The organism is Aquimarina addita, assembly GCF_039539305.1.
Lineage (GTDB): Bacteria > Bacteroidota > Bacteroidia > Flavobacteriales > Flavobacteriaceae > Aquimarina > Aquimarina addita.
Map to the genome: position 1 here is coordinate 1 of NZ_BAABCW010000039.1, position 8,117 is coordinate 8,117.

Below are 8,117 nucleotides of genomic sequence, written 5' to 3' on the forward strand. Positions count from 1 at the left end.
AGAAATGTATTTTTAGGTTTCTTTGATGAAAAACATCTTAGAAATAAACAACAATCAACAAGATTAGAAATTAATTTAGTGTAAACCTTAATCTTTAACTTGTGTAAACTATCTCCCTTTACGAACACATCAAAAAAACTATATGGGACATAATATTTCTGCTATAATACTCAAGGGGGCTTTCGAAAAAGAAAAAGCGAAAGAATTAGACTTGATAGACATTGATTTAGGATTTGATTTAACAATGTTTCATATTGACCATTATTATTCCGCTTGTTGGCAAGCAAAATTAAAAACTAAAGGTAATTTGGACATTAACAACGCTGAATATATGTTATATCCATCTGAAATTGCTTTAAGTGAATTGATGGTAATAATAACCAAAACTGACAAACCAATATTTGCGATTATCTCTACTGATTATTTCGCAGGTATAGGCGTTCAATCGGCTAATGTATATGAAAAAGACACTTTAGTAGATTCTAAAATAAAATCAATAAATCAGTCTCTAAAATACCTTGGAGTAAAAAAGAAACTTGGAGAGGATGAATTTGATACAGTTGGTTTATCAAAACATAGGTGGACTCCTGAATATTTAGAAAAATACTATGACATAGCTGATGAATTAGGAGTATAACGAACGCACAACAATACCTATAATTAATGCGGGAGCAAGTGTTGGCCGAAATGTTGGCTGATTTGCATTGTCGCAAAAGCTTTTTTCTTATTTTTAAACTCAAACTAAAAAACGTACAAAGGCTTTTACTTGTGCTAGCTTGAAATTCGCTGAATTTCTACGCCGCACTAATCATAGCCGTAACGTTGTGTGTAATTAAGCTGAATTAAAAATATGAGTTGGGACTTATTTGTTCAAGATTGGGGAGATGTGAATTCATTAGATGAGATTCCAGATGATTTTAATCCTAAGCCTATTGGCAAAAGATCTGAAACAATAGATAAGATTAAGGAAGCCGAACCTACTATTGATTTCTCAGACCCATCTTGGGGCAGACTCGACAATGATCAATTTTCGATAGAGTTTAACATGGGAAATGTTGAAAAATTGAATGGATTCGTTATGCACATTAGAGGAAGTGAGATGGCCATTCCATGCATAGCCAATATTCTCTCTACACTTGATTTAAAGGCTACCGATGGATCAAGTCCAAATTTCTTTGACAATGAACGCTCGAAAAATGATATGCAAAAATGGATCGCTTACAGAAATAAAATATGGAATAAATAAAACGAACATACAACATTATTTGTGTGTAATTAAGAGAATAAATGTCAAGTGATTTAAATAAAACAAAAAAGATTTACTTTTATAACGGTCTAATCTCATTCAATATACCTTCAGATTGGATCGAAGAATATGAATCTGAAGAAACAAGTGGGACTTTTTATGAGGACATTCCATTCTCTGGAACTTTCAGAATCCGTTTGCTAATGCTGAACTCGCCTAACCCAATGGAGAAAAAAGATGTCTTAGAAGTTTTGAATGCCGATAATCAAACATCGAATAATCCAATTATATTACAAAACGGAAATGCTTATAAAAAATTTATTGACAGAACCATTGATTCTGGGCATAATATCACCATCTATTATTGGTCATTAGCAAATATAAATTCTTCAAATTCCGCACGCTTAGCAAATTTTTCGTATACCGTATTGACAGAATTCGAAAATGAGAAATGGGTTCAGAATGAAATTCGTTTTTTGAATAGAGAAATAGAAAAGGTTGATTTTAAAGATTAAAAACTACACACAACGACATATATGTGATCATAGCAGCTAAGTGATCAATCGAATGGTTCTTGTATATTTGGTAAGGCACAATGCTTGGAAAAAGTGAAAGTTAGCAACCAATGCGCAGTTTTTGTCGAAAATAGGGTAACATTTTGCTCTGGTACGACACATATATTAAACGTTAGCATTAATTTAAAAACTGAAACAAATGAAAAAACTATTACTATTAATCTTCACAATCTTTTTTAGCAATTCGATTATTAGTCAAACTAATTTATTTGAGAATCCTGATTTTGATAAAATAGCGAAAGACCATAGAATTATTGGCGTTATCCCTTTTAAAGCATCTGTTGCTCTAAGACCAAAACAAATGAAAGACATAACCTCTGAACAATTAGAAAGAATGGAAAAATCAGAGGGAGAGTCAATTCAGTCCGCTATGTATTCTTGGTTTTTAAAGAGGAAAAAGAGAGGAACACTAAGTGTTGATGTTCAAAGCCCTGCAACAACAAATGCAAAACTTAAAAAAGCTGGAATAAATTTAGATAATTATGAAAAGTATACACCATCGGAGTTAGCCAAAATATTAGAAGTAGACTCAATAATTATGGGAACTTTTGAAACTAACAAACCGATGTCTGAAGGAGCTTCTGTTGCTTTAGGTTTATTAATTGGATTTTGGGGTACAACAAACTCTGCAACAATAAACTTAAGTATTTATAATTCTGTTGATGGAGAACTTCTCGTTAATTACAACAAAAAAGTTAGGGGAAGTATCGGAAGTGATAATGATGATTTAATTAACAGAATAATGCGTAAAGCTTCGAGAAGAATCGCTTACACAAAAAACTAATGCCAACAATGTATCCTATGTAAAGCCCTTTCCCTAGTCCTAGGTTAAATTTACGATGTTTTTTTATTTTATTTATCTCATTATGATGATGATTTTAGAGTGTTGGAATGTTGGCAACGCCATTAAAGCGTTGTCAATATTTCAATACTCAGCCCTATAAGTAACTCCGCATCCTATATGTGGTATCCGCTTAAAACGAATCCACCAGCATCTCTATGATTATGATTGGCTAACAAGGCAACTTGCTATAAAATGTGATAACCAATAAAAGTTTCACCTACATTGTTTAGTTATCCCATTCTGAGCCAAAAGTATTTTCGAGTTTTAAGGCTTATGTTATTTTTTACTTTATCACACCTATTTGATAGGGTGTTTCTGTTTTTATAATCGCATGAATCCGACTTAATAATTTTCTGGCCACTTTCACTAAGATACGTTTCAAATCCTTCCCTTGATGAGAACGATAATATACTTGCATCACAGGATCAAAACGCAAAGCCTGCCAAGTGGCTTCTACCCAATAACTTCGCATAAGTTGGTTGGCTCTAGGTGTAAGTCCAGCAGTCCTTAGATGACCCCCACTCTGATGTACTGATGGAATCAAACCTACATAACTGGCTAACTGCTTAAAGCTTTTGAATCTTCTAAGATCTCCCAACTCACAGATAATTCCACAAGCCACAATAGGTCCAACACCGGGAACAGATCTAAGTAGATAATAATCTTTTTTATAATGTTTACGACAATAAGCACGTAATTTGACACTCACACTTTGCACTTGCTTATCTACAAAATCATACGCCTCTAAACGCGTTTGAAAACAATAATCCATTGTCTTGTAATCGAAAGATAAGTCCTTAAGCCAATTTCTAAATTTATGAGACCAATGTGGTCTATCTAAAGCTTTGGGAATTTCAATGCCCAAATACAGTAGCTGCATTTTGACCTGAGTTTTGATCTTGCGTTGTTCTTTAGCTAAATCATTACGTCGACGAAATAGACAACGCAATTGTTCTCGCTCCACATCAGGAACATGAATTCCCTTAAGACGACCATCTTTTAGTTCTTTGCAAAGCAGTCTGGCGTCGATTTTATCTGTCTTTTGAAATTGTGCTTTGGCAGGTCTATGGACATCTGCAGGATTAACCACCAAAGAATTCCATCCGAATGATTCAAACAAACGATGGTGGCTAAAGCCACAACATCCAGATTCATAACAACAATGTATCTGATAACCTTTATAGTGTTTATCTATATATTTTTGAAGCGCGAAAGCATTCGGTGGAGTCGTGATGGAAGACCCATTAAATAGATCTGTAGCTGTATGAATTTTCCAACTTCGCTTGTGTACGTCGATGCCAATAAATAACTTTGATGATGCAGTGTCCTTTGTTTTTATAATGAAGAAATTAAATGGTTTTTATTATACTAACTTAGGATACTGCTTTTACATTGTTGCTATATTGCATATGCTCCCTTCGGGAAGCAAACGCAACATACAAGAGACGTTATCTCTTATTTAAAACAAACATTATGAAAAATATTAAACATCTGATTTTTAGCTTTTTTATCATATTTTCTCTTATTAGTTGCTCTGACAACGATACGAACGAAAGTTTTGAATTTGGAGAAAGTTTTGACAGAAACAAAATGGATACTTTTTTGTCAATCCTTGAAGAAGATAATCTTGGAATGGGTAGCGTAGCAATATTTAAAGATGGTCAATTAGATTATCAAAAATCCTATGGACAAGCAGATATTGCCAATGGTATTTCTGCCACAGCACAAACAAAATATCGAATTGCTTCAATTACAAAAACTTTTACTGCATCAATGATTATGCAATTGATAGAAGAAAATAGTTTAACCCTATCAACAACACTTGACAACTATTTTCCCGAATTACCCAATTCAAGTTTAATAACAATTGAACATCTACTAAGACATCGAAGTGGTCTATTTAATTATACTGATACTGCATACGGAACAGATATTGTAACACAACCCGCAACACAACAGCAATTGATTGACTTATTTGTTCAAAATGAAACTGTTTTTCAACCAAATGAACAAACACTTTACTCAAATACTAATTATGTAGTTTTGGGCTTTATAATTGAAAGTATAGACCAGAAATCTTTTTCAGATGCTTTAAGAGATAGAATAACTATTCCTTTAGGATTAACAAACACATATAATGGTGGAACTATTGAAACAATAAATAACGAGGCTTTATCTTATAATCTTCAATCCAGTAATTGGGTTCTCGCAATTGAAACCAATACAACTCTTGTAAACGGAACAGGTTCAATAGTTTCTAACCCAGAAGATTTAAACACTTTTTATTACGAACTTTTTGCTGGAAATGTGGTATCTCAAACTTCACTACAATCAATGCAAAATATGGTTGAGAATTATGGTTTTGGAATGTTTACAATACCATTTTTTCAAAAAATAGCATTTGGTCATACTGGACAATTGGACGGATTTCAATCCGCAACTTTGCATTTTCCAAACGACAATGTAACCGTATCTCATACTTTTAATGGTGTTTCTATGCCTTCCAATGATGTTTTAATCGGAATTTTAAGTATTTATTCAGGATTGGAATATACTTTACCCTAAATTCGGAAATCGATAAGCATTGTGCGAAAAAACAAGAGATAACAAAGTATGTGATCATAGCAGCTAAGTGATTAATCGATTGGTTTGTGTATATTTATGAAGGTGCAATGCTTGCAGAATGGAAAAATATAGCAACCGATGCACAGAAAAATCGAAAAGCAAGGTAATATTTTGCCCTACTACGACACATATTTTAAACGTTGGCAACAAGATGAAAAATCAACAGATAACACATTATGAAAAAAACATTATTCAAAATATTTAAAGCTATCTTATTACTTCTTATAATAGGAGGGATTGGCTCTTATTGCTATATTGATTATGAGTTAAATAAGATTTTAGGAAGCTCTACTGAAATCATAAATATTTCCGAAATTATCAAGCCATCGTCAGCAATTCAAATTAAAAATGTAGCGATTCTATCTGAAGATTGTGGCTATTTTATCGAAAATCAAAACGTACTCTTACAAGATGGCAAAATCGTTTCTATTGATTCAAATCTAACAATCAATAAAAGCATAAAAATAATTGATGGTACAAATATGTATTTGATTCCTGGCCTTGTAGATTCTCACGTTCACTTAAAAAAAAGTAAAAATGACCTGTATTTATATCTAGTAAACGGAATAACATCTATTAGAGAAATGGCAGGAAAAGCAATAGCTTTAGATTGGAAAAAAGCAATTCAAACAAATGATGAAATAGGACCAAGAATGTTTGTTGCCTCTGCCCCTATTTCTAGTATAAATGGTTTAGAGGGTTATTACCATCAGTGGACTAGGCAAACATTAAATTATAACACTAAAGAGGATGCCGAAAAAGCAATACAGAAGGTAAAAGAAATGGGATATGATGCTCTTAAAATGTACAGTTTTGTTAATACTGAGATGTTTAATGCAACCATAGAGGTTGCCAAAGAAAATGATATTCCTGTAATTGGTCATATTCCAGATGAAATAAATTTAAAATCATTTTATCAATCAGGACAAAAAGAAGTAGCTCATATTGAAGAACTAACTAAACAAAATATGGATGAGTTTGAAAAATCTATTGCGAGAAATCCAGAAGAATATATTACTTTTTTAAAATCTCGTTCAGACCAAATAGCAAAAGAGTTAAAAAACAACCAAGTCAATGTTACTTCTACTGTTGCTTTAATGGAAAGTCTTCTTATACAAAAATTTGATTTAGAATCCAAACTTAGAGAAGTCCAATTGAAATATGTCAACCCTAAAATAAGCGAAGGAACATCTATCGTTAAACTGGGATGGTTACCAACCAGAAATTCATATGAATATGATGGAATAGATGATTTTGAACAAAGAAAGTTAACTAAAATATTTTGGAAAACTTACATTGAGGCTATACGAATTATGACAAAATCTCTCGTCAAATATGATGTAACTATATTAGCAGGTACAGATGCAAATGTCTCACCAATGGTAGCTGGTTTTTCCCTTCACAAAGAATTAGAAACTTTATCAGGATACGGTATGACAAATACAGAAGTACTTTATTCAGCAACAGTTGCACCAAATGAATGGATGAAAAGTAATTCTGGAAAAATTAAAGTCGGATATAATTCAGACTTAGTTCTATTATCGAAGAATCCATTAGAAGACATTAAAAACACAAAAACAATAGAATACGTCTTCTTTAATAAAAATTTAATTGATAAGACTCAAATCAATGATATTTTAAAGTCTATAGAACAGGTAAATAATAAAAATAGAAGCATTGAAATAGATGAATTTATAAAATGAACCACTATGGACTTGAAGTCCATAGTTTCAAGCTAGTGACTTAAAGTCACCCAATGGTCATTTGTCTAAAATGAAGTTACTTGAATCCCCATCTTCAGGCTTTCTATGATGTTCCAAGTATTCATTAATCATCTTTTCTGTAATATTACCACTGCTCCAACAACCATAACCAATAGCCCAAAAATGACGACCTCAGTACTTTTGCTTAAGATTGGGAAACTCTTGCTGTAATTTCCTAGAACATCTTCCTTTCAATTTTTTAACAAGATAACTTAGACTCAAACTTGGACGATATTCGATGTGCATATGAATATGATCTTTAGATACAACTCCTTTTAATATCAATACATCTTCTGATTCGCATATTTGAATTAGTAATGAATGACAGCGAATTGGAATATCTCCTTGAAGAACTGAATACCTATACTTAGTACTCCAAACCAAATGAGCTGTCAATCTCAAAACTGTATGTCCATTTGACCTTTGATCTCCCATAAACCAAAGATAATGGTTTTTAGAAGCCAAAGCGAAATGCACTAAAGTGCATAGTTTTAACTATTTTTGAGACCAATAAAGGAACTACAGGAAGCGAACTAAATAATCTAAAAAAATATCAGGGTTAGATATACCTTTAAGCTTAAAAAAACTATTAAAGTATACTAACGGAGAAGGCAATAATAAACTTGCTATTCTTGGTTATTTCTTTCAAGTACTGAACAAATGATTAATGACATTAATTTCTTTAAAGAAAACAATAGTCGTTATCCTGAAAGTATATATCAAGATAATATGGTCAAACCTGACTTGTATAATCCTAAAAGAATCCCTTTCGCTACTGATGAATCTGGACAATATTTATGTATAGATTATGACCCAGATACAAAAGGTCAATATGGTCAAATAATTTATTTACCATGTGCAGAACCTGAGCCTATTTCTGTTATAGCAAAAAACTTTGACGAATTTCTTGAATTTGTAATGAGGCTGTCTAAAAAGCAATTTAGGCAGTCTTTTTATTTTGTATATTTTCAGATTTTAATTGTTGATTGTAAATTTTAGCGAAGATTTATGGGATTTTATAAAAGCAAGTTAGCTTTTATAAGGCTAAACTTACCTTTTTAAGG

Annotated in this window: 8 protein-coding genes and 1 pseudogene; 7 read left to right on the top strand and 2 right to left on the bottom strand. The window is 32.1% G+C overall.

The window, feature by feature from the left end; genetic code table 11:
* The first annotated feature begins 142 nt into the window (after positions 1-142).
* From ABD816_RS21795 to ABD816_RS21810, 4 genes are all read left to right on the top strand, one after another.
* Positions 143-637, top strand: a complete 495-nt coding sequence (locus ABD816_RS21795; RefSeq protein WP_344931009.1) for a hypothetical protein — start codon at positions 143-145, stop codon at positions 635-637.
* Between the two features lie 213 nt (positions 638-850).
* Positions 851-1,246 carry a hypothetical protein gene (locus ABD816_RS21800; protein WP_344931011.1) on the top strand — a complete coding sequence of 132 codons (396 nt, stop codon included), beginning with the start codon at positions 851-853 and terminating at the stop codon, positions 1,244-1,246.
* 41 nt (positions 1,247-1,287) lie between these two features.
* Complete coding sequence (locus ABD816_RS21805) at positions 1,288-1,761, top strand: hypothetical protein (RefSeq protein ID WP_344931012.1); 474 nt, start codon at positions 1,288-1,290, stop codon at positions 1,759-1,761.
* A gap of 199 nt (positions 1,762-1,960) precedes the next feature.
* Positions 1,961-2,605 carry a hypothetical protein gene (locus ABD816_RS21810; protein ID WP_344931013.1) on the top strand — a complete coding sequence of 215 codons (645 nt, stop codon included), beginning with the start codon at positions 1,961-1,963 and terminating at the stop codon, positions 2,603-2,605.
* A 343-nt stretch (positions 2,606-2,948) separates the two neighbouring features.
* Here the strand turns inward: ABD816_RS21810 and ABD816_RS21815 are convergent, their stop codons facing one another.
* Positions 2,949-4,007: an IS110 family RNA-guided transposase gene (locus tag ABD816_RS21815; protein WP_344931019.1), complete on the bottom strand. Its 1,059-nt coding sequence runs from the start codon at positions 4,005-4,007 to the stop codon at positions 2,949-2,951.
* A gap of 131 nt (positions 4,008-4,138) precedes the next feature.
* Here ABD816_RS21815 and ABD816_RS21820 point away from each other — a divergent pair, with 131 nt between their 5' ends.
* Both ABD816_RS21820 and ABD816_RS21825 read left to right on the top strand, forming a co-directional pair.
* Positions 4,139-5,230 carry a serine hydrolase domain-containing protein gene (locus ABD816_RS21820; protein WP_344931015.1) on the top strand — a complete coding sequence of 364 codons (1,092 nt, stop codon included), beginning with the start codon at positions 4,139-4,141 and terminating at the stop codon, positions 5,228-5,230.
* A 236-nt stretch (positions 5,231-5,466) separates the two neighbouring features.
* On the top strand, positions 5,467-6,993 hold the full coding sequence (locus ABD816_RS21825) for an amidohydrolase family protein (RefSeq protein ID WP_344931016.1): 1,527 nt from the start codon (positions 5,467-5,469) through the stop codon (positions 6,991-6,993).
* 57 nt (positions 6,994-7,050) lie between these two features.
* Here the strand turns inward: ABD816_RS21825 and tnpA are convergent.
* Positions 7,051-7,488 (bottom strand): annotated as a pseudogene (gene tnpA / locus ABD816_RS21830) (IS200/IS605 family transposase).
* A 225-nt stretch (positions 7,489-7,713) separates the two neighbouring features.
* Between tnpA and ABD816_RS21835 the strand changes: the two are divergent.
* Positions 7,714-8,052 carry an SMI1/KNR4 family protein gene (locus tag ABD816_RS21835; RefSeq protein ID WP_344931017.1) on the top strand — a complete coding sequence of 113 codons (339 nt, stop codon included), beginning with the start codon at positions 7,714-7,716 and terminating at the stop codon, positions 8,050-8,052.
* Positions 8,053-8,117: the final 65 nt, after the last annotated feature.